The sequence below is a fragment of the Pantoea sp. Mb-10 genome (assembly GCF_021272205.1).
Classification (GTDB): Bacteria; Pseudomonadota; Gammaproteobacteria; order Enterobacterales; family Enterobacteriaceae; genus Pantoea.
In genome coordinates this window covers 432699-456150 of record NZ_JAJSDX010000003.1, presented here as the reverse complement: position 1 = coordinate 456150, position 23452 = coordinate 432699, and the positions used below count along the sequence as shown (strand labels likewise).

The following is a 23452-nucleotide window of genomic DNA, read 5'->3' as shown; positions in this document are numbered from 1 at the left end:
CCGCTCACGGCAGCGTGCGGATCCAGGAAAAGCGCGAAGCGTAACCGCTGTTAAAATGCGTGTTATAGCGATAGCTCGATCCGGCCTCCGCCATGCAATACGTACAAACATTTACCCACTCGATCTGCGCCGCCGGAATGCCACGCTGCTGAAGTATCCCGCGCGCCAACTGCGGTAAATCAAACCATACGCCCTGATGATGGGCCTTCGCCTGCGGACGAACGGCAAGTGGATTGATCGGCTGCTGTCGCGACCACGGCAACGGCGGCAGATCGTCTCGCTGCTGCATCTGCGCGATGCGATCCTCACCCAGCTCGTAACAGCAGGCACCGATGGCGGGGCCGATGGCAACGTACAGCGTTTCGCTGCGCGCGCCCTGCGCCAGCAGGCTGTCGACCGCGCTGTGCAGCACGCCAGCCAGCGTGCCCTGCAAACCCGCGTGTACCGCCGCCACCTGCCGCTGTGTGCTGTCTGCGAACAGCACGGGCAAACAATCGGCGGTATAGACCGCCGCGGCCAGCTGCGGTTCGGCAATAATGCCATCAGAGACACAGCTTTTCGGCGGCCAGTTGGCGGTTGCCTTTACCACCGTGGCGCTGTGGCGCTGCTGTCCATAGGCGGTGTTATCGGGGGCTGGCAGGCCAGACGACGGGAAGGCGTACGCCAGCCATGAAAAGGCATCCAGCAGCGCGGATCGTGGACCAGAAGGGGGAACGTGGGCCATACGTTTCTCCAGAAAGCGAGTGAAAAGGGGATGCTCACAGCTTACGTTAACTGCTACATTTTTAAAGCTTTACAAAAATTGACCCTTTGCGTTGAGGAACGATCGGATGAAAAACATCACGTTGCTGGCCACTGCCGGCATGATAACGCTGGCGCTTACCGGCTGCGCGCAACCTGCTAAGCAGCAGGCGCAGCAGCAGCTTAGTCAACAGTCGGTGCTGGCGCTGAACTGGTTTCAGCAGTCCGGCGAGTACGAGGCGTTAACCTGGCAGGCTTTCAACAGCGCGCGCATGGCGTTTGATGCGGCGCCGTCGCTTGCTGGCAAGCCTAAAGCGGTGATTGTGGATTTAGATGAAACCATGATCGACAACAGCGCTTACAGCGCCTGGCAGGCGAAAAACGCGCAGCCTTTCTCCGCGAAAACCTGGTCCGCCTGGACACAAGCGCGACAGGCGCGTGCCGTGCCCGGTGCCGTAGAGTTTGCGCGTTACGTGAATAGCCATGGCGGCACGGTATTTTATGTCTCCAACCGCGATAAGCAGGATTACGCCGCCACGGTTCATAACCTCAATCAGCTGGGCTTCAGCGGGGTCAGTGAACATACCGTGCGCCTGAGTACCGGTAACTCCAATAAGCAGGAACGGTTCGATGCCATTAAAAACGCCGGCTATAACGTGGTGCTTTACGTTGGCGATAACCTCAATGATTTTGGTGGTGCTACCTGGCATCAAGGCAATGCGCAGCGTCGCGCCTTCGTTGAACAAAATCATCAGCGCTTCGGTACGCAGTTTATCGTGCTGCCGAATCCGCTGTACGGTGACTGGGAAAGCGGCATGGCAAAAGATTACAACAAGCTTCCTCCGCAGCAGCAGCTTGAGGTACGGGACGCCAACATGAAAGTCTGGAACGGAAAATAAGGCTTGGCCAACCACTGCGCGTGCGTCAGCGGGGCAGTGGTTGGATATTCAGGGCCAGTCGCCTTTACTTTTCCTGTGATTATTAACCTGCTCATTAATTTCCTGATCTCATAAGGAGGATCAGACGCTCCCGCAGGACAAAATGCGGGTCGCTACGCCTATCACTAGCGTATAACGCTATTGATAAATTTTTTAATTAAGATTTTTCTCATCAACCAGACGCGCTTTTCATCGCAAAGACTAAATCCCCGCAAAGCCTACTTGTATTCTTTTGTCTGTTTTATTACCGGTAATTCTTTATTAAATTATTGTTATATAAATAAAAAATAGAAAGAGTTGACGTGTTTTCTCCTTGCGAAAGCTTACGTTAACCTCACATTAATTGACAATAATTTTACGGTAAATGCCGTTTTTCGCGCTCATAAAATATTTTGAGTGCACTGAAAAGCATTAGCGTCTATAACCAATTTCTGTGAGAAAGCGCTGCTTTTATCCTTTTCCATCTTATTCCGCGCGGTTAATGAGCCGGTGCTTTCACTCTGACGTGTGCTGCCCGAACGACGAGAGAAGAGAATTGTGACAACCCTGAGCCCCTTTTTAGCGAAACATTGCCGTTGGTGCTTGCCGCACCGCTTTGGTGGTAATGATGTCCGCGACGTCGGCCATTTAAACGCCTTCATCACGCCCTCTGTAGAGGAACCTTCACCATGAATCTTCATACGCTTCGCCAGGATATTCCCGCCGGTTTGGTGGTGTTTTTGGTCGCGCTGCCGCTCTGTTTGGGGATTGCTCAAGCCAGCGGACTGCCCCCGTTTGCCGGATTGCTTACCGGCGTCATCGGTGGATTGCTGGTCACCGCACTGAGTCCCTCGCGCTTTGCCGTGAGTGGCCCGGCGGCGGGGTTAGTGACCATTGTGGTGGCGTCGATCCAAACGCTGGGAAGTTTTTCTGCGTTTCTGACCGCGCTGATTCTGGCCGGTGTTCTGCAATGCGCGTTGGGTATACTGCGTGCGGGGCGCTTTATTAGCCTGGTGCCGGGAAGCGTCATTAAAGGGATGCTGGCGGCAATTGGTATCTTGCTGATTATGCAGCAAATTACCGTCGCGCTTGGCGCGCAGGGCGATGCGGAACTGGTCTCGCTGGCAACGGGTGAAACGGCTTTGTCACCGAGTGCCGCGCTGGTGGCCGCTGCGGGACTGGTGGTGCTCTGGCTATGGACCACGCCGCAGATCAAAGCGATTAAAGCGCTGAGTTGGATCCCCGGGCCGCTGGTGGCGGTGCTGTTGGGATGCATGGCGACGGCATATGGCGATCGATTGCTGCCTGGCCTGTCTGATGGATTGCCGCGTATCGCCTTGCCCCAGTTCGACAGCGTGGCGGCGCTGGCGGCCGAGCTGGAAACGCCCGACTGGATGGCCTGGCAGGAACCGGCGGTATGGATCGTCGCCGTTACGCTGGCGCTGGTAGCCAGTCTGGAAACTTTACTCAGTCAGGAGGCGCTGAAAAAGCTGCGCCCGCAGCATCCTGCACCCTCGCCCAATAGAGAGATGTTTGCGCAGGGCGTGGGAAATCTTACTTCGGGGCTATTGGGGGCCATGCCGATTACGGCGGTGATTGTGCGTAGCTCGGTGAACGTCAGCGTCGGGGCACAAAGCAAACTCTCGATTTTGATCCACGGCGTACTGTTGCTGATCTGCGGCCTGTGGTTTAGCGAACTGCTCAATGCGATTCCGCTTGCCAGCCTGGCAGCCGTGCTGCTTTTCACCGGCTATAAGTTGGCCACGCCACGTCTGTTTATGGAACAGTTTCGCATGGGGGCGCAGCAGTCCATTCCGTTTCTGGCGACGATTGGCGGCATCATCGCGTTTGGCATGCTGGCGGGAATTGGCCTTGGTATTGCCACCCAAGTGGTGTGCAGCCTCTATAAAAGCCACCGTAATGCGCTGCAGTTGACCCGTCATGACGACCACTACGTTTTGCGCTTTCAGCAAAATCTCACCTTTTTGCACAATCCCAAGTTACAGGGGCTGCTGGCGGAAATTCCTGAAAACAGTACGGTTATCGTCGATCACGGTAACGCCAAATACATGGATCCTGACGTTAAAGCGGTCTTGCAGGATTTTGGCGAAAATGCGCGTGAACGCGGCATTCGCTTGAGTCAGTGGCCGGTGGCGGTGAAATAAGTGCGACGCAGTTACTGCCGCAACGCATAAAAAAAAATCGGATATCTCGGATATCCGATTTTTTTATTTGCAGGGCATAATACGCCACGCTGTTTTGCCGTGTCGCTGCGCGAACGCGACCGTGGCGAGAGGTTAGCGTCCCAGTCGAAGAGCAACACAACGAACGCTGTTTTATTCGCAAGATCATTACTCGGGTTTTCAGCTCTAATGATCTGCACTATGCCGCAAGGCGCAAGAGCACGGATCTCCAGGTTACAGGGTTCAGACGTATGCGCGTTACACTGTTTGACGAAAAAAGCACCTCAAAGAACACGCTATCGCTGTTTCTGATAACGTTTTTTTTCTGTTTTATTGGCAGTCACCTGCGTGTGCCTCAGGAGCTCTCCCTATTTTGGCCGGTGAACGCCATTATTGCCGGATTAATGCTGCGTCATCCTTTTCTGCACGCGTTCTCCTGTTATCTGGTTTGCTTTGCCGCAATGATCGTCAACGACACGGTGTTTTCCGGTTGGGCGCTGCCGGCGGTGACGGTTAATTTTGCCAACATCTTGTTTATCCTGGTCTGCGTCAGCGTACTGATTCGCCATCTGCAGCCTCCAGGCGCAAACAGCCAGGTGTTTAACGCCATGCGGATCTTCCCAGCCTGTCTGTGCGGGGCCGCTGCCTGTGCAACCTGGGGGGCGTGGGCGCAGGACATTGATTTCAATACGCGCTTCTTCATGGCTTGGGGTGACTGGTTCAGCGAACAGTTTTCGACCTCCCTGATGCTGCTGCCGGTGCTGCTGGCACCGCCGCTACGCAGCGCCGCGCCGCGCACGTTGTGCTATCCCCGCATGTTGCTGCCTTTGGCTGCGGTGGGACTCTCCCTCACGGTGGGCGCGATGATTGGCGGGGCCGGTAGCCTGACCTTTCCCGTGCCGGCACTTATCTGGTGCGCCATCGCACTGCCTATTCCGCTGACCAGCTTGGTGATCCTCCTGACCGGTATCACTGAGATTGTTCTGGTCTCACACGGCGTAATGAACATTCAGGGCGATGATGCACTTCTGCCTATCAGTCATCTCACCTCGGCACGTTTGGGCGTGGCGACGGTGGCGCTGAGTCCGCTGCTGGTTGCCGTGAGCATGGACGCCATCCGTCAGTTGAACCAGCGCCTTGCGCTGCGTGCCAATTTCGATTTCTTAACCCAGCTTCTGTCGCGTTGCGGCCTGTATGAGCGTCTGCGTCAGCAGCCTTTTTCTGACAATCGTGAGGTCGGCGTCATGATGTTGGACGTCGATTACTTTAAAGCCATCAATGATAATTTTGGTCACGACGCGGGCGATAGCGTGCTGGAAGAGATTGCGCGACGGATTCAACGCGTGGTGGGCAATCGTGGCATGGTATGCAGGTTTGGCGGCGAAGAGTTTGTCGTGGTGGTGTTTGACTACAGCCATGCCCAGCTGTATCACCTGGCAGAGGCGGTGCGGCATGCGCTGGTCAAGGAGAAGTTTTGGATCCAAGGTAACACGGTCACCATCACCGCCAGTATCGGGCTGGCGCGCGGCTGCGCGCGGCAGGAGCGTGAGTGGTCGGCTGTGATTAATCGTCTGGTTTCTGCTGCAGACAAGCATCTCTTTCTTTCCAAGCGCAATGGCCGCAATCAAACTTCTCCGGCAATTGCGTCGCAGGCGGCGGCCAATGATGTGGCCTGAACGTCACCGCGGCTAAGCGCCGCGGAACGCTGCGTCACCGGCGCACCTTTTTTCGCACCGCAAGCCAGACAGACTGTTTGGTACCTCTTTTTATTCAATGTCCTTGCCGAAACGTTTTTTTCGCGGCGCTACGCCTGCGCCTATCTGAAGGCATTGAGTAAGATTTATCTGCGTCCGTTTGAGACGAGTCTTGGACAGGATTTTTATTGCCATCTGACAGAATTTTCCCCATTCAGAAAGGGCGTCGGTAAGCCTCGGCTTACCGCTTTCGTCAGTTTACAGGAGTGGGAAATGGTGGAGCACAAGCAGAATGCTGTAGAGCAGGATGCGCGTTCAGTCGCTCGTATCGAGACAAAAGTAGACGACACGCTGCTGAAAAGCGTGGCATGGATATGTAAACACTATCAGCGGGAGAAAAGTGAGGACGCGCTGGTCGCGGGCTTACCAAAGGCAACGCTGCTGTCGCCGTCGCAAGCGATGATGGCGCTGGAAAACGCCGGTCTGACGGGCGGGATGGTGGAGCGTCGCCTGCAGGATCTCCCAGAGCAGTTGATGCCTATGCTCTTGCTGCGTAGCAATGGCGGCGGCTGTATTGTTTTATCGCGTCGCATTCACACGGATGAAGAGAACAAGCGTGAACTGCGTTTCCAGCTCATCATGCCGGATATCGGCGATAAGCCGGTGGAGATGCCGCTGGCAGCGCTGAACGACATTTACGCAGGCTTTGCCGTGATGGTGAAACCGGCCGCTGTGGTCGACGCGCGCGCCAGTGAGATGCTGCCGGAGATAAAAGGCCACTGGTTATTCTCCACGCTGTGGCGCTACCGCCGCTACTACCGCAGCGCGGCCATTGCCGCCGTTTTAATCAACGTGTTGGCGCTTGCCAGTATCTTCTTCACCATGAATGTTTACGATCGCGTCGTACCGAATCAGGCCTTTGTGACGCTCTGGTCGCTGGCCATCGGCGTAACTATTGCGATGGTGTTCGAAGCCATCACGCGCTATGTACGCGCACATTTGCTCGATATGGCCGGTAAAAAGGCCGATCTGGTGTTGGGCAGCATGCTGTTCCGACAGGCGATGTCGATTCAAATGGAACACAAACCCGGTTCATCGGGCACCTTCGCCAACCAGATACGCGAATATGAATCAGTGCGCGATTTTGTGGCCTCTGCCACGCTGGCGGCGATTTCCGATCTGCCGTTTATTCTGATGTTCGTGGGCGTCATTTTCTTTATCAGCGGCCCGCTAGCGATTATCCCGATGATGATGATCCCGCTGATCGTCATCGTCAGTGCGCTGATCCAATGGCCATTGGCCCGCATTATGAAAGAAAATCTGCGCGACGCCTCGCTGAAACAGGGCGTGCTGATTGAATCAGTCGAGGGCATGGAAACGCTGAAAGCGGTGGGCGGGGAAGCGCACATGCAGCGCCGCTGGGAAAACTTTAGCGCGTTGCAATCTGCCAACAGCATGAAATCCAAACGCTACTCCACCCTTGCTACGGGCGTTGTTACATTCTTACAGCAGTTTCAAACCGTTATGCTGGTAGTGGCAGGCGTTTACCTGATTGATGCGGGCACTTTTACCATGGGGGCGATGATTGCCACCGTGATGCTAGCCAGCCGTGCTACGGGACCATTAGGGCAGGTGATTGGGCTGGCCGTGCGCTATCAGCAGGCGAAAGCTGCCCTCACATCGCTTAATCGTTTGATGGAGATGCCGGTCGATCGCGACAGCAGCAAAACCTATCTCACCACGCCACCGCTCACCGGTGAAATTTCGCTCAAACAGGTCAGCTTTTCGTATCCTGCACCGCCAATGGCGCCCAATCCAGAGATTTTGAAAGACATCTCATTGACCATTAAAGCTGGCGAACGCGTGGCGATTTTAGGCCGCATCGGCAGCGGGAAATCGACGCTGTTACGGGTGATGGCACGCTTGTATCAGCCCGTTAAAGGCCAGGTCTGCGCGGATGGGCTCGATGTCAACCAGATTGATCCGGCGGACTGGCGTAAGGCCGTAGGATTTGTCGGGCAGAGTGCGCGCCTGTTTTACGGCACGCTGCGTGAAAACGTGATGATGGGGCGTCCGGATGCCACCGCCAGCGAACTGCTGCGCGTCCTTAACCTCACCGGTCTGGATCAGGTCGCGGCGCGTCATCCGGCAGGCATTAATCTGTCAGTAGGTGAAGGCGGCGAGTCGTTATCAGGCGGACAGCGTCAGTTGGTGTCGCTTGCCCGGACGCTATTGACGCGGCCCAAGGTGTTGCTGATGGATGAGCCGACCAGCGCCATGGACAGCATGACAGAAAACCTGTTTCTGGCGCACCTGCGTCGCGCCAGCGAAGGTCATACGTTAGTGGTCGTCACGCATCGCCCCTCCATTTTGACGCTAGTAGACCGCATTATCGTTGTTGAGGACGGCAAAATCGTGGCGGATGGCCCCAAAGCGCAGGTGCTGGCAGGGCTGGAAAACAAGGCGGGCAAGCCGCGTCAGAAGCCATCAACACCGGTAGAAGAGAGCGCGGCAAAAGCGGCGTCTCCCCAAGAGACACGCCCCCCACAGGCATCGGCCTCACTGCTGTCAGCCTCTGCGGCGAGAGCCGCGGCCACTGAGGAGGCGTTAGCATGATCGCTTTACTGCCTGGGCGTAACCGTAAAAAGCCATTGTCAGCCGCCGATGGCGAATTCATGAACGATGTGCAGGCTTCACTGCTGGCGCAAACCACGCCGGGATCGCGTTTGGTGTTGTGGATTATCATTGCCGTCATCGTTATCGGGCTGACCTGGGCGCATTTTGCCCGCGTGGAAGAGATCACCAAAGGCGATGGCAACGTGATCTCCCGCAGCCGCGAACAGGTGATCCAGAGCCTTGAAGGCGGCATTCTCGCTGAAATGAACGTGCGCGAAGGCTCGGTGGTGAACCGCGGCGACGTGCTGTTAAAAATCGACCCCACGCGTGCGGAGTCCAGTTATCGGGAAGGACTGAGCAAAGTTATCGGCCTCAAAGGCAGTATTGCGCGCCTGCGCGCAGAAGCCTATTCGCAACCGCTGACGTTTGACGAGCAGGTGAAAAGCGATCCCGCCGTCGTCTCACAAGAGACCAAAGCGTATGAAGCGCGAAAGCGGGCGCTGAACGACAGTATCAACTCGCTGCAGCGCAGCTACGCACTCTCAATGCGGGAGATCCATCTGGCAGAACCGCTGGCAGCAAAAGGGCTCCTGTCAGAAGTTGAACTGCTGCGCATGCAGCGACAGGCCAATGATATTCAGGCGCAAATTATTGAGCGGCGTAACCGCTATCAGTCTGAAGCCAATACCGAATTGGCCAGGCTGGAGCTGGAGCTAAGTCAGATCAGCGAAAACCTGATTGGCCGCGCCGACGTTGTGGATCGCACCACTATCACCGCACCGGTGCGCGGCACAGTGAAAAACGTGCGGGTCAATACCATTGGGGGCGTTATTCAGCCCGGCGAACATATTCTGGAGATCGTTCCGCTGGAAGAGCAGTTGCTGGTGGAGGGCAAGATTCGCCCGTCCGATGTTGCCTTTTTGCGTCCCGGCTTGCCGGCCAAGGTTAAAATCACTGCCTACGATTTTGCGATCTACGGCGGGCTGGAGGGGCACGTTGAGTACATCAGTCCTGATACTTTAAAAGACGAACAAAAGGCCGCCAGCGGGCGACCGGATGACACCTATTACCGGGTGTTGATTCTCACCGAGAAAAGCACGCTGCATGCGGGTAACAAAGATCTGCCGATTATTCCCGGCATGATCGCCACGGTTGAAATCCGTACTGGAGAGAAAACCATTCTTGATTACCTGCTGAAGCCCGTGCTGAAAGCCAAAGAAGCCTTCCGCGAGCGTTAACCGTCATGAAAAATAAGAATACGACGCGCCATTACAGGGCGCGCCGCCTCTCGCTGCTTGCCTTCTGTATCGCAACAGCCGCGATGCCGAGCCTGAGCGCCGAGGCGAACGATAGCCAGGAACTTATGCTGTTTGCGACGTTGAGCGGCCAGGATACGCCCGCGTCATCCGCCGCCTCTGGGGCGAAATCGGTGGCACCTGCGCAACCGTTCGTTATAACAGACACGCCTGCGACTTTGGCGAGCCATAACGCCGGGATGACAACCGCGACCTTACCATCGCCCTCTTCACCATTGACTCAGCCGCCGCGCGCCGCCGCGCCAGTAGGGGGCGGATTCCTCACCGAGGAGCAGCGTCGCCCGGCACCGTTTGCGCGCGCCGTGGTGGACAGTAAGCCCGTCTCTCCAACCCCGCTCCGCAGCGCGCCGAGCGAGACGCCCATTCAGATTCCTGCTACCGCGGCGGCCCTGCCAGCAGAGACCGCGCGCGCGGCAATGCCTGCCAGCGAAGGTGCGCAGGTTAGCCTGTACGGCCGCCCCACCGACACCGTTATGGAAGATGAACTGCGGCGGCAGTTCCTCACCGCAGCCCGAATCGTCTGGCGTATTAACCCGGTGTTGAAGTCCTATCTTGCGCAAGGTGAAGCGGCAGCGGCCAGCGTTGACGAAGCCAAGGGGCAGCGCTGGCCGCAGGTTGATCTGAATGCCAGTTCAGCGACCAAGGAGTTTGGCGGGGGCGTAAAAAACTATGAGAATCAGAGCAATATTCCCGCTCTGAGCGTGTCTGTGGCCACCAACTTAATCGATTTTGGGCAGACCCGTCATACCATAGAAAGCCGTGAAGAGCGCGTTACCTCGGCGCAATATAAGGTGCAGGCGCACCGCGAAGAGCTGGCTATGCAGGTGAATAATGCGCTTATCGAGTGGGCGAAGCAGCAGCACATCATCGAGATCAGCAAGCAATATATGGCCCGCATGACGGAACTGGTGAATATGCTGAGCGGGATCGTGCAATCTGATGCCGGGCGGCGCAGCGAACTCACGCAGGCAAAAGGGCGTTTGTTACAGGCGCGCAGCTATCTGGAAAGCGCTGAATCACGTGCGCGTGACGTAGAAATCACGCTCAATCGGCTCTCAGGCGGAAATCAGATGGCACTGCCTGCCAGCGATAAATGGCTGCTGGCCCCAGGCGCGCTGCAGCAGCAACTTAATCAGCTGGATCTGCATCCGGTGATTCTCTACGCCAGTGCCGAAACGCGCGCAGTCGAGAAAGAAGCAGAAGCCATCAACGCATCGGGCTTGCCCAAGCTCAACTGGACGGTGAGTAAAAATACGCGCGAAGATAGCCTGGGGCGCCAGCAGGCCTGGCAGACCGGTCTGAACGTGAGCTGGCCGCTATTCCGTGGCGGTTCAGTTCGCGCGCAGGAGTTAGCGACTCGTAAACAGGCTGATGCCAGTCGTCAGCAGCAGGAGGAGCAGCGTCGCGAACTGGAAAACAAAGTGCGCGCCGCCAATCAGGATGCGTTCTCAATGGCGGAACGTGCCGCGCTCTATAAAGGATTAACGGTGGAGTCCGATCGTATTCGCCAGGATTTTTACGACCAGTGGTATCACCTTGGGCGACGGACGCTGCTGGATGTCCTGAGCGCGGAAAGTGACCTGTACAATAATCAGGTCAGCGAGATCAGTAACCGCTTCGACAGCTACAGCGCCGTCATTCAAGGTTACTTCAGCGCCGGTATGCTCAGCCGCTGGCTCACGCAAGGCGCCAGCAAAAATGTGTAAACCCGCTACGGCGGGTTTTTTTATGCGCCGCGCGTGAGCAGAACGGCGTCAGCCCGACCTGCGGCTAAGTAGGTACGGCTCAGCCAGAGGTTTATCTGTCCAATGCCTTATCTTTCCGGCCCAGAGCACGCTTTACCTACTCATACTTGATTAAAAAATGGCCCTGTTTAAGATTTTTCCTGGTTTTCATCTGGATACAAATTTGCATAATTCGCCCGGCCAAACATTAAGTTTATGTAAAGAATGTATCAACATATTCAATAGTGGCTGATTGATATGAAAGGAATCGTACTATGCCCCGCAGCCACGCGCGTCGTTTGACGCTTGCCGTATTTATTGCCCCTCTTGCTCTCCCTGCGTTAGCCGCACCCGGTGACGAGCAGTTTACCCGCCAGCAGGAACAGCAAAAGGCGCTGGAACAAAAACTCGCGCCGCCTGCACCGGATGTAAAACTGTCGCCGCCAGCCACCAGCTTTGGCGCGCTGCACTTTCCCACGGAAAATCCGTGTTTCCGCATCGAGCAAGTCGTGTTAGAGGGAAAAGCGGGGATGCCCGAATGGCTTCCGCTTCAGCACCTTGCCAACCAAGCGCAAGGGCAGTGTTTAGGCGGGAAAGGCATCAATCTGCTGATGACCCAGCTGCAAAACCGGATGATCGACCACGGCTACGTCACCAGTCGCGTACTGGCGCCGCCGCAGAATTTAAAAAGCGGCACGCTGCGGCTGCGCATCCTGCCGGGCACAATTCACCAGGTCAAACTTACGCCGGACAGCGACCGCTGGCTTACCTTGTACAGCGCCTTCCCCGCCCACAAGGGCAATCTGCTGGATCTGCGGGACATTGAACAAGGGCTGGAAAACCTCCAGCGCCTGCCCACCGTTCAGGCGGACATGGAAATCGTGCCGGGTGAACAGCCCGGCGAAAGTGATATTGCCCTGCGTTGGCAGCAGAAAAAAATGTGGCGCGTGGCGGCAAGCCTGGATGATTCAGGCACCGAAAGCACCGGGCGCTATCAGGGCGCAATGACGCTCTTTCTGGACAATCCGCTGTCGCTGAGTGACCTGTTTTATATTTCCGGCAGTCACGACCTTTACAGCGGCGGCGGGCGCGGTACGCAAAACATGACCGGTCACTACTCGGTGCCGTTTGGCTACTGGCAGCTGGGCGTGACCGCCAATGATTATGACTACCACCAGACGGTGGCTGGCCAGAACGGCGACATTCAATACAGCGGCAAAAGTAAAAGCATTACCACCGAGCTCAGCCGCGTGCTGCATCGCAGCGGAACGCAAAAAACCACGGCCAGCTTCGATGTCATCGCCCGCGAGTCGCGCAACTACATCAACGACACGGAAATTGAGGTGCAGCGCCGCCACACCGCCAGCTGGCGTGCTGGGCTCCAGCATCGACACTATTTTGGTTCGGCGACGCTGGATGCAGGCGTGAGCTATCAGCGCGGCACGCGCTGGTTTGGTGCGTCTCCGGCGCCCGAAGAGGCGTTTGGCGAAGCCACGGCGCTCAGCAAGATTTTGCAATATAGCGCGCAGCTGGATGTGCCGTTTACGCTCGCGGGCGAACCGTTTCGCTACAACGTGCAGTATCTGCGCCAGACCAGTAATACCTTGCTGACACCGCAAGAGCAGCTTGCCATCGGCAACCGCTGGACGGTGCGTGGCTTTGACGGCGAGCGCAATCTCAGCGCCAGCCGAGGATGGTATGTGCGCAACGATCTCGCCTGGCGCACGCCCCTGCCTAATCAGGAGCTCTATCTGGGCGCGGATTACGGCGAAGTGGGCGGCAGCGATGCCGATGTCATTGGCCACCATCTGGCAGGCGGCGTGGTGGGATTACGCGGGGCGATGGGCCAGTTTGGTTATGACCTGTTTGCGGGCGTGCCTTTCTCAAAACCAGAAGGGTATCAAACCAGCCCGGTTACGCTCGGCTTTTCCGTCAGCTGGAGCTACTGATGCGCTGGCGTCACTACCATCTCACCGCGCCGTTTCTTGCCGACGGCAACATTAACGAAGCCGAAGTGTTCGGCTCCGCCGTGTGGCTGTGGATGCACTCGGCGCAGCACCGTGACGCGCCGCTGCACACCTTACCCGATCTGCTGTTACCGATCGTGAAAGCGCGGCAGTTCGTGATTGCCAGCCGCGGCGACCAGCCGGTGTTTTTCCTGAGTTGGATGTGGCTGGATGCGGAGGCAGAACAGCGCTATCTCACGCAGCCCGCCATCCTTACCCGCCAGCAAGACTGGCAAAGCGGCGATCGCCTGTGGATCCGCGACTGGATCGCCCCCTTCGGCGATACCTCTCTGATGCGCCAGTTTGTGCTGCAGGAGCTGTTCCCGCACCACTGCTTTCGCGCGCAGTATCATCGCGGGGCCGAACGCGGCCAGCGCATTCTCGATTTCCACGGAAGCCAGGTGAGCCGCGCGGCAGCCCACCAATGGCGCCAGCAACAGCCGGCCACTGTGACGCCGTCGCGCCGTTTATCACAAGGACAGTGTCATGAATAAACACCTTTATCGCGTCGTATTTAACCAGGCGCGCGGCCTGTTGATGGTCGTGGCGGAAAACGCCGCCAGCCACCGCAGCGTAACGTCACCGGCAGGCGGGCGCGGTCATCTGATGAGCCGTTTGGCCGCGGCGCTTCGCCCGGCGGGGTTTGCGGTGCTACTGGCGCTGGGCGCCGTGATCCCGGCGCATGCCGCTATCGTGGCGGACGGCAGCGCGCCGGGCGCACAGCAGCCCACGGTGATCAGCAGCGCCAACGGGACGCCGCAGGTCAACATCCAGACGCCAAGCGCCGCCGGGGTCTCGCACAACACCTATTCTCAGTTCGATGTCGATCAAAAGGGCGCGATTCTCAATAATTCGCACGCCAACGTCCAAACGCAGCTGGGCGGCATGGTGGCAGGCAACCCCGCGCTGGCGCGCGGCGAAGCCACCGTGATCCTCAACGAAGTGAACTCGCGCGATCCAAGCCGTCTCAATGGGTACGTTGAAGTCGCCGGGCGCAAAGCCGATGTGATCATTGCCAACCCCTCTGGCATCACCTGCAGCGGCTGCGGGTTTATCAACGCCAATCGCTCCACCTTAACCACCGGTACGCCGCAGATGGAGAACGGCAACCTGAAGGGGTTTGTGGTCAACGGCGGTGAAGTGGCCATTGATGGCGCCGGTCTTGACGGCTCCCGCCAGGATTACACCGACATCATTGCTCGCTCGGTGAAAGTGAACGCGCAGATCACCGCGAAAAATCTCGCTGTCACCACCGGCCGTAACCAGGTCGACCCCAGCAATCAGACCGTCAGTGCCTTGGGGGACGACGGCTCGGCGAAGCCGCAGATGGCGCTGGATGTCTCCAGTCTGGGCGGGATGTATGCCGGGAAGATCCGTCTGGTGGGCACCGAACGGGGCGTTGGGGTGCGCAATGCCGGACAGATTGGCGCGTCGGCGGGCAGCGTGACGATCAGCGCCGACGGCCGCATTGAAAACAGCGGACAGGTGCGCGGCAGCGAAGACGTGGCGATCGGCGGCGGGGATATCAGCAACAGCGGCACGCTGGTGGCAGGCAACAACCTCACGGTGCAGGGCGCGAATGTCAGCAACAGCGGTTCCAGCGTACTGGCCGCTGGCGTGGATGCACAAGGCAACCAAACCCCGGCGGGATCGCTGACCCTACAAGCCGATGGCACGCTGAGCGCACAGGGCCGTAACCAGGCGGGGGGCGCCCTGCAGGCACGTGGCAAAGGCGTGGATCTCAGCGGCAGCCGCACCACGGCGGGCAGCGTGAACGTTGACGCCGGCAGCGGCACGCTCTCCACCACGGACGCCCAGCTGATCAGCGCGGGGGCCGCCACGTTGACCTCCGCAGCACATAACAACCAGCGCGGCAGCATCGTGGCGCAGGGCGACGTCAACCTGAACAGCGGGGCGCTTAACAACAGCGACGGCGGTTTGCTGCAAAGCAGCGGCTCGATGACGCTGAACACCTCGTCGCTGGACAACCGTAACAGCGGCGATCGCGGCGGCGTGCGCGCGCAGGGCAATCTGAACATCGCGAGCCGCGACCTCAACACCCAGAACGGCAATATCCTGGCGCAGGGCGACGTGGGCCTGAATAGCGATACGCTGGACAACAGCAACGGCGGCTTGATTCAGGGCGGCGGTGCCGTGTCGCTTAACGCAACGACGCTGACGAACCGCGACAGCGGCACGCGCGGCGGCATCCGTAGCCAGGGCGCGCTGCGCATTCAGAGCGGTACGTTGGATAACCAGAACGGCACCACCTTCTCCGGCGGGGCGTTGAATTATCAAGGTCAAACCCTCAGCAACCAGGCAGGAAAACTGGTGGCGCTGGGTGAGATGAGGCTGAACAGTGCGACGCTAGACAACAGCGACGGCGGCCTGATCCAGAGCGGGGGCGATCTCGACGTGCAAGCCACCACCTTGACCAACCGCGACAGCGGTGACAACGGTGGTATCATCGCCCAGCGTGACCTGCGCCTTCAGAGCCGCGACTTGGATAATCAGCGCGGCGCCTTGCTTTCAGGCGGCGCGCTGCGCTATCAGGGGCAGACGCTGAATAACGATGACGGCACGCTGGTGGCACAGTCGGCGATGAACCTGGATCTGTTCAACGGCGGCAGCAATCAGCGCGGCCTGATTCAGGGCAGCGGCGTCACGTTGAACAGCGATCGGCACGCGTTTGATAACCAGGATGGCACGCTCTACAGCCAGAACGCGCTGACCATAACCAGCGGCGACTTCACCAATCAGGGCGGCAGCGTCGGGGCAAAAGAGGCGATCGCGCTTACCAGTGACGCGTTGAATAACCAGCAAAACGGCCGCATTATCGCCGGTGGCAGCGGCACCCTGACCAGCCGTGACCTGGATAATCGCGGCGGCAAAATTCAGTCCGTAGGCGATCTGCTCCTGACCAGCGCCAACGGTGTCATCAACAACATCGCCGGATTAATTCGCAGCGGCGCCAGCGCCGTGTTGCGTGCCGACACCCTCAACAACACCGATACGCAGGGTACCGATCAGGGCATTGAGGGGCAAACCGTCAGCCTGACCAGCAACGCCCTGCAAAACCAAAACGGCAGCGTGCTGGCCGGTTCAGGGCTTACCGTGGCTAACCGTGGTGCGCTGGATAACCGCAACGGACAACTGGTCGCCGGTAAAACGCTTTCGGCTTCGGGTGACAGGCTGGCGCTTGATAACGGCGGCGGCACGCTCAACGCCGGCGAGCGGCTGACGCTTGCCGCGCAGTCGCTCGGCGGAAACGGGCAATTGTTATCGCTTGGCGATATGCAGCTCACCAGCCAGCAGGATTTCACCAACAGCGGCACGGTCATTGCCAACGGCAATGTCAGCCTGACCACGCCGGGCAGGGTGACCAACAGCGGTAAGCTGCTGGCAGGCGGTGGGTTCACCCTCAAGGCGGCGCAGCTGCTTAACCAGCAAAACGGCGAAATCAACGCCGCGCAAAATCAGCTCACGGTGGACGGCACGCTCACCAACTACGGCCTGCTGGATGGCGGGCTGACGCGCATCAAGGCGAACACGGTCAATAACATCGGGACCGGGCGTATCTACGGCGATGCTATCGCCCTTAGTGCCGCCACCTTTACCCATCAGGCGGAAAACGGCGTGGCGCCGGTACTGGCAGGACGCCAGCGCGTGGATCTCGGCGTCAACACGCTGAATAACGCCGGTCACGCGCTGATTTACAGCGCGGGCGATCTGGCGATAGGCGGCGCACTGGACGACACCTTCCGCGCCACAGGGCGTGCGGACGTGATCAATAACCACAGCGCAACCCTGGAGTCGGACGGCAATATGCAGCTCAACGCCGCGCAGCTCAACAACGTTAACGACAACTTCGCCACAGAGCTGGTCACGGTGGGCGACGAAGATATCGTGGAGTACGGTTTTCGCGGTGTGCGCTACAGCCCAGACGACTACACCATTTATACCTACCAGGATGAGGTGAAGATCCTCTGCATCGAGGGCGTGATCTGCCACAGCACCGACGGCGATGACTGGCTGAAATACAGCTACCATCGCACCACGCAGGAGACGCGCGTCACCCAGAGCGATCCGGGGAAAATCCTGTCCGGTGGCGACCTCACGATCAATGCCGATACGCTGCTGAACGATAAAAGCCAGGTGGTGGCGGGCAACAATCTGGTGATCAACGCGGCGAACGTGAACAACGTCGAGATTGACGGTGAACGCCGCGTCACGGATCGGGGGGAGGTCACTCACTATTACCGTATCCAGAAAAAGCACAGTGACGATCAGGGCAAAGACGTCACGGATTATGTGCCGCCGACGACGATCCAGAGCATTCGCCTGAAACCCAGTGAACTGACCGATCACGGCGCGGTAGCCGGATCGGGCTTCACCCCCGATCCGCTGAAGGCGCAGCACACCGATGCGCAGATCAACCCGGCGATCGGCGCCGTGAAGCCGCTGGATGCCCGCGATCTCAAACCAGGACAGCAATACACGGTGCCGCAGGCGGACGATGTCGAGGTGCGCATCAGTGGACCGGATACGCGCCTGCCCGACAACAGCCTGTTTAAAACCGATCCCGCGCCGAGCGCCCAGTACCTGGTCGAGACCGATCCCCGTTTCACCAACAACAAGATCTGGCTCGGCAGCGACTACATGCTGAAGCAGATCGTCAGCGATCCCAACAAAACGCAGAAGCGGTTGGGCGACGGCTTCTACGAGCAGCGCCTGGTGCGCGAGCAGATCATCAGCCTTACCGGGCAGCGTTATCTCAACGGCTACGCCAGCGACGAAGAGCAGTATAAAGCGCTGATGAACAACGGCGTCCGTTTTGCCAACGAGTATGGCTTGACGCTGGGCGTGGACCTGACGCCCGATCAGATGAAGCTGCTGACCGGCGACATCGTGTGGCTGGTAAACCGCGACGTGACGCTGCCGGACGGCAGCGTGCAGCGCGTGCTGGTGCCGCAGGTCTATGCGCGAGTGAAAAGCGGCGATATCGACGGTTCCGGCGCCTTGCTGGCGGGCAAAAACCTCGGTATGGGCCTGAGCGGTGGATTACTGAACAAAGGCACCATTGCCGCCACCGATCGTCTGGTCATCAACGCCGACAACATCACCAATCAGGTAGGCACCTTACAGGGGGCGGACGTCTCGCTGGCGGCGCGCACCGATATCAATAACCTCGGCGGCATCATGCAGGGCGAGAATGCGCTGTTAGTCAGCGCGGGGCGCGACATCAATTTGGTCACCACTACGCGCAGCGCTGAGCAGGGCAATTTCGCCCGCAGCGCCATCGACAGCGTGTCGGGCACCTACGTGCAGGGCGACAACGGCAAGCTGGTGCTGCAGGCGGGGCGTGACCTGACGCTGACCGCCGCTCAGGTCAGCAACAGCGGCGAAAACGGCCAGACGCAGCTCAGCGCCGGGCGCGATCTCACGCTGAACACCGTCAACACCGGCAGCCGCGATGATTTGCTGTTTAATGACAACGACTGGAGCAAAGCGTCCAGCACGCAGCAAGTCGGCAGCGAAGTCACCGGGAAGGGCGACGTCACGCTTCTGGCGGGCCGCGATGCCAGCCTGACGGCGGCCACGGCCTCGGCGGGCGATGCCCTGCGTCTGCAGGCGGGCAACACTGTCACCCTGAACAACGGCGTGAACACGGCGGACGTTGACCAGTACCTGAAAACGCACGGCAGCGGGTTCTTGTCGAAGAGCACGCGTGAAAAACAGCTCACCACCCACACTGAAAACGGGGTGAGCACGCTGCTGAGCGGCGACAGCGTGCAGGTCGGCGCGGGCAACGATATCCGCGTGACCGGCAGCAGCGTCGCCGGTACGCACGATGTGCTGCTGGATGCGGGCCATGACCTGACCGTGGAGGATGCGGTGACCCGCCAGCGCGACTACGCGATGGTCAACGAGACCAAAAGCGGGCTTTCTGGCACCGGCGGTATTGGCGTGAGCTACGGCAAGCAGCGCACAAAAACCACTGACGAAGGCAACAGCCTCACCAGCAGCGGCAGCACGCTGGGCAGCAGCAAGGGCAGCCTGACGCTGCAAGCGGGCAATCAACTGAGCGTCAAAGGCTCCGATCTCATCGCCCAGCAAGATATGCTGCTGAGCGGCAAAGAGATATCCGTACTGGCGGCGCAAGAACAGACCAGCCAGACCCACACCGTTGAACAGAAGACCAGCGGACTGACGCTGGCGCTTTCCGGTGCGGCGGGCAGTGCGGTGAATAACGCCGTGCAGCAGAGTCGCGCCGCCCGCGATCAGGATGACAGCCGACTGGCGGCCCTGCAGGCCACCAAAGCGGCGCTGACGGGGTATCAGGCTGAGCAAGCGGTGCGGTTGGATGCCGCCAAAGGCGCGTCCGACGCCACCAACAACGATACGGTGGGCATCAGCCTTTCGTACGGCAGCCAGTCGTCTAAATCGACCCAGCATTCTGAGCAGCGCACGTCGCAGGGTAGCAGTCTGACGGCGGGCAATAACCTGGACGTGGTAGCGCGCGGCAGCGGCGCACCGGGTGCCGATGGCGACATCACGGTCGTCGGCAGTCAGCTCAAGGCCGGTCGCGATGTGTCACTCTCGGCCAACCGCGACGTCAATCTGTTCTCCGGGGAAAACACCTCCTCGCTGACCGGTAAAAACGAAAGCAAAGGCGGCTCGGTGGGCGTGGGCATTGGCGCGGGATCGGGCGGCTGGGGCATCAACGTCAGCGCCAGCGTGAACCAAGGCAAAGGCAGCGAACGCGGCAACGGCACAACCTGGAGTGAAACCACCGTGGATGCCGGGCGTCAGGTGAACATGGTCAGCGGTCGCGACACCACCCTCACGGGCGCGCAGGTCAGCGGCAATCGCATCGTGGCCGACGTTGGCCGTGATTTCACGCTGACCAGCCAGCAGGACACGGACACCTACGACAGCAAGCAGCAGAACGCCAGCGCGGGCGCGAGCTTTAACGTTGGTTCGATGACCGGTTCGGCCAGCGTCAACATGAGCCGCGACAAGCTTCACAGCAATTACCAGTCGGTAAATGAGCAGACCGGGCTGTTTGCTGGCAGCGGCGGCTTTGATGTCACCGTAGGGAACCATACCCAACTCAACGGCGCGGTGATCGGCAGCACGGCAGACGCCGGCAAGAATCGCCTGGATACCGGCACGCTGGGCTTCAGCGATATCCATAACCAGGCAGATTTCCAGACCGAACACCAAAGCGCAGGGTTCAGCACCGGCGGCTCCATTGGCAGCCAGTTCGCCGGTAACATGGCCAACACCCTGCTGGCAGGCGGCAACAACAGCGGCCACGATGACGGCACCACCCGCTCGGCGGTGAGCGACGGCACGATTACCGTGCGTGACGGCGCGAACCCGCGCCAGAGCGTGAGCGATCTGAGCCGCGACGTTGAACATGCCAACGGCAGCATCGATCCCATTTTCGATAAGGAAAAAGAGCAGAAGCGGCTGGAGCAGGCGCAGCTGATCGGGGAGATCGGCAATCAGGTGGGCGATATCGCCCGTACCGAAGGGGATATCGCGGCCCTGAACGCCAGCCGTGCTGAACTGGCGAAGCACAACATTTACGAGCCGGCCGCCACGGACTCTGCGGCCAGGAAAGCGAATTATCAGCAACTGCTCACCGCCACGGAGAGTTATAAAGCGGCCCAGCAGCAGTGGGGAACCGGCAGCGCGGTTCAGCAGGGGATCCAGGCGGCGACCGCCGCGGTGCAGGGCCTTGCCGCCGGGAATATGCAGGCGGCGATTGCGGGCGGCGCGGCACCGTATATGGCGGAGGTCATCCATAATATGACCACCGATGCGCAGGGCCACGTTAACGTCGAAGCCAACCTGATGGCGCACGCCGTGGTGGGCGCGGTGGTGGCGCAGCTGCAGGGCAATTCCGCGCTGGCGGGTGCGGCGGGTGCTACCACGGGTGAGTTCATCGCCCAGCAGATGTACCCGGGTGTGAAACGCAGCGATCTGACCGAGCAGCAGCGGCAGACCATCAGCGCCCTGAGCACGCTGGCCGCCGGACTGGCCGGCGGCGTGGCAGGCAACAGCACGTCCGGCGCGGTGGCGGGCGCGCAGGGGGGTAAGAATGCGGTTGAGAATAATTTATTCGGTGGTAATGAAGAGTCACAGACTGACTGGATACGCAAGCATGGTATTGATATGGCAAGTTGTGCTGATGCTCCGGGCTCTGCAAGCTGCAAGAAAGCGATTAATGAACGAGACGCTGTGGGGCTGGCACTTGCAACGGGAAGTGTGTCGTTGCTACCTGGTGGTGCTCAGGTAATGTGGGGACTGGGTGCGGGCGCGAATGCAGGTATCGGTTATTTGGCGGATGGCACGATAGATCCAGCAAACGCAGCGATAGCGGGTTGGGTGAATGTTATCAGCATGGGTAATGGCCTGGCGGGTACCGTGGGCTGGAACGCCGCAGGTGGTGCGCTGGGTAACTGGATTGATGATAAAGATTCAGTGTCTGGTGCGCTTATCAATGGTGCTGGATCTGGTATCGGTTATGGCATTGGTAAAGGGCTCTCATGGGGAGTTAATGCCGGGGCAAACTGGTGGAAAGGTGGCTGGGATCCGAAGTTCAATCCAACGCTTCAAAAATATACTGATATTAAAGGAGAGTTTGGGCTTTCAAAAGAAATGACACCTAGTTATTTCCCCGGCATGGCTGGAGATATCGGTGGTAGCTTGGGCTCAGAGCTCAGCGGGAAGTATATAGAGCAGAAATCCTCTCAGGAGAATCTCAAAAAATGAGACAGCAAAACGTGTTTCTACACTTGGCTCTTTTTATCGTATTAAGCATTGTGTCTATTTTTTTGACATCAATTACTTTATACGTGGCAGGAGAGTTATTGTTCTTTTTTTTCAAAGGGATACCAATGCATTTCACTATGGATAATATATTTCTGCTTGGTAAGATTAGTTTTAGTATCGGAAGCTTTGTCGGGGGAGGGATGTGGATAGCTAGAGTATTGAAATTAAAAAACTTCTAATTTGTTGTTGAGAATAACTCTCTCGCTGATATCGCTCAGGCGGACAACGAACGCTACATGTCGAAGCCAACCTGATGGCGCATGCGGTGGTGGCGCAGTTGCAGCGCTGGCGGGCGCGGCGGGTGCCACCACGGGTGAGTTCATCGCCCAGCAGATGTACCCGGGTGTGAAACGCAGCGATCTGACCGAGCAGCAGCGCCAGACCTTCAGCGCCCTGAGCACGCTGGCCGCCGGACTGGCCGGCGGCGTGGCAGGCGACAGCACGTCCGGCGCGATTGCGGGCGCGCAGGGGGGTAAGAATGCGGTTGAGAATAACTATCTGAGCCAGAAACAGCAGGCTCAGAAGGATAAAGAAATCGCTGCCTGTCAGAACGCAGCCTGTAAAGCCAGGGTACAGGCGATATGGGCGGCGACTGACCTGAATCAGGATGTGAGCTTTGCGGCTGGGATGATAGCCGGCGTTCCGGCGGGTCTGTATGACACCGTTGACGGCATCGTGAAAACGGCCAGTAATCCGCAGGAAACTTACGAAGCCCTGAAGTCCCTGTTCAACAGCGGTGATGTTCTTGGTAACGTCTCAGATGCGGTGAAGCAGTCTTATATTGACCGCATTGACCGGATGGAAGCGGATTACCAGAAAGCCGGAGCCAGCGGATCTTTTAATGCCGGAGTTGAGGGTGGTAAGCTGGTCACGGATATAGCGGGTCTGCTTGCCGGTGGTACGGGTGTGGTAAAAGTGACCGCAGGCGTAACGGAGAAGATCGTTGCCAAAGTTGCGGGTAAAGTAGTGGGTAAAGCTGAATCGGCGGCGGCTGGGTTTATAGGTAATGAAGCCCATAACGCAGCAAGCTATGCTGGATTAAAATTGGACTTACAGACTACTCAAGCAGCAAATGATGTTGTGGATAGCTTGCGGACTACTGGGAAATTACCATCAAATTATGTAACCAAACAAGTTGCAGAAGATAATGGATGGGCCGGTGGTAAAGCCTTAAATAATTATGTTTCTGGTGGGCAGATAGGCGGTGATGTATTCCATAATACGACCAATTTATTACCTTCAGCTCCAGGCAGGTCTTGGTATGAAGCTGATATTGGATTAAATAATACGATGTCAAGAGCAAAGCAGGAAGGTACACGCTTGTTGTATTCTAGCGATGGATTACTGTATATCACTACAGACCATTATGAAACGGCGACATCAATAGGAAAATGGAAATAATAAGGGGGAT

11 protein-coding genes and 1 pseudogene are annotated in these 23452 nt (G+C 58.4%); 11 read left to right on the top strand and 1 reads right to left on the bottom strand.

Annotated features, from left to right (window positions below; translation table 11 throughout):
- Nucleotides 1–4: 4 nt before the first annotated feature.
- The gene (locus tag LU196_RS08165; protein WP_232758377.1) at nt 5–724 is read right to left on the bottom strand and encodes a polyphenol oxidase family protein; all 720 of its coding nucleotides are present in this window, start codon (nt 722–724) and stop codon (nt 5–7) included.
- Nucleotides 725–830: 106 nt separating this feature from the next.
- Here LU196_RS08165 and LU196_RS08160 point away from each other — a divergent pair, with 106 nt between their 5' ends.
- From LU196_RS08160 to LU196_RS20400, 11 genes and pseudogenes are all read left to right on the top strand, one after another.
- Entirely contained in the window at nt 831–1640 is an 810-nt protein-coding gene (locus tag LU196_RS08160; protein ID WP_232758378.1) for a 5'-nucleotidase, lipoprotein e(P4) family, read from the top strand.
- A 707-nt stretch (nt 1641–2347) separates the two neighbouring features.
- Nucleotides 2348–3823, top strand: coding sequence for a SulP family inorganic anion transporter (locus LU196_RS08155; RefSeq protein WP_232758379.1), 1476 nt, complete (start codon nt 2348–2350; stop codon nt 3821–3823).
- Nucleotides 3824–4092: 269 nt separating this feature from the next.
- Complete coding sequence (locus tag LU196_RS08150) at nt 4093–5517, top strand: GGDEF domain-containing protein (protein WP_232758380.1); 1425 nt, start codon at nt 4093–4095, stop codon at nt 5515–5517.
- 291 nt (nt 5518–5808) lie between these two features.
- Nucleotides 5809–8151: a type I secretion system permease/ATPase gene (locus tag LU196_RS08145; protein ID WP_232758381.1), complete on the top strand. Its 2343-nt coding sequence runs from the start codon at nt 5809–5811 to the stop codon at nt 8149–8151.
- Nucleotides 8148–9389 carry an HlyD family type I secretion periplasmic adaptor subunit gene (locus tag LU196_RS08140; protein ID WP_232758382.1) on the top strand — a complete coding sequence of 414 codons (1242 nt, stop codon included), beginning with the start codon at nt 8148–8150 and terminating at the stop codon, nt 9387–9389. Before LU196_RS08145 ends, LU196_RS08140 begins: the two co-directional genes overlap by 4 nt.
- A gap of 5 nt (nt 9390–9394) precedes the next feature.
- Nucleotides 9395–11173 (top strand): TolC family protein, encoded by a 1779-nt coding sequence (locus LU196_RS08135; RefSeq protein ID WP_232758383.1) that lies wholly within the window; start codon nt 9395–9397, stop codon nt 11171–11173.
- A 293-nt stretch (nt 11174–11466) separates the two neighbouring features.
- Complete coding sequence (locus LU196_RS08130) at nt 11467–13140, top strand: ShlB/FhaC/HecB family hemolysin secretion/activation protein (RefSeq protein ID WP_232758384.1); 1674 nt, start codon at nt 11467–11469, stop codon at nt 13138–13140.
- A complete protein-coding gene (locus LU196_RS08125; RefSeq protein WP_232758385.1) occupies nt 13140–13691 on the top strand; it encodes a toxin-activating lysine-acyltransferase in 552 nt (183 codons plus the stop codon). Before LU196_RS08130 ends, LU196_RS08125 begins: the two co-directional genes overlap by 1 nt.
- Complete coding sequence (locus tag LU196_RS08120) at nt 13684–21981, top strand: hemagglutinin repeat-containing protein (protein ID WP_232758386.1); 8298 nt, start codon at nt 13684–13686, stop codon at nt 21979–21981. The genes LU196_RS08125 and LU196_RS08120 overlap by 8 nt, the downstream gene beginning before the upstream one ends.
- A 327-nt stretch (nt 21982–22308) precedes the next feature.
- Nucleotides 22309–23034: pseudogene (locus LU196_RS20405) on the top strand (VENN motif pre-toxin domain-containing protein); the annotation flags it as partial.
- Nucleotides 23008–23442 (top strand): ribonuclease domain-containing protein, encoded by a 435-nt coding sequence (locus LU196_RS20400; protein WP_370640978.1) that lies wholly within the window; start codon nt 23008–23010, stop codon nt 23440–23442. The pseudogene LU196_RS20405 and the gene LU196_RS20400, both read left to right, overlap by 27 nt.
- Nucleotides 23443–23452 lie beyond the last annotated feature (10 nt).